The sequence below is a fragment of the Rothia sp. HMSC069C10 genome (assembly GCF_001812205.1).
GTDB lineage: Bacteria > Actinomycetota > Actinomycetes > Actinomycetales > Micrococcaceae > Rothia > Rothia mucilaginosa.
The window spans coordinates 1-586 of record NZ_KV808298.1; the positions used below are offsets into that span (position 1 = coordinate 1).

Here is a 586-nt window from a genome sequence, read left to right on the forward strand (position 1 = left end):
CGTGAGAGTGAGTTGTACACCACATTACACTTTTCGTGCCTTGTCGCGCTTTAAATCCGGGGGGGGTGTGCATCAAAAATTTTTGCGCACCCACTCATCTGCCGAGAGCTGCATCCTCTGCGGGAATATCCTCGCGGGTGCGGGCTACCCGCCGAGCCTGTGTCTCGGGTGGCCCGCACCATTACCGGTCTTTCCCCGGTATCAAGATTCGGTTTTAAAATCCGACGTCAAAACCGGTCGTGGACGCTCGGGTTACTGGTGCTCCAGAACGTACTGCTTGAACTTCTCGTCGCGGTCGCGGTCGGCTTGGCGTTCCTGGTCAAGCTGCGACTGGTACTTGCGGATGAGCGGCATCTGGTACTGAGCTTCCAGGTCGTAGAGCTGCTTGCTCATGCCGACCTGCTGGTTACATTCGGCCTGGATGGTGGCGATGCGAATCTCTTCTTCGGAGGCGGGCTTGTTGAATCCGTTGTTCTTGCTCAGCTGCTCAGCCAGCGGGGTTTCCTCGGCGACGGAGCCTGCCGAGCGAGGGGTGAGGCCGCGGTCTGAGACGCACTGCTTCCACTTCTCTTCGAGCTCGCGGTGC

The 586-nt window shown here is 59.0% G+C and carries 1 pseudogene; it reads right to left on the reverse strand.

Features of this window, described 5'->3' with window-relative positions:
• Window positions 1–252 precede the first annotated feature (252 nt).
• Window positions 253–586 (reverse strand): annotated as a pseudogene (locus tag HMPREF2842_RS04525) (multidrug transporter); the annotation flags it as partial.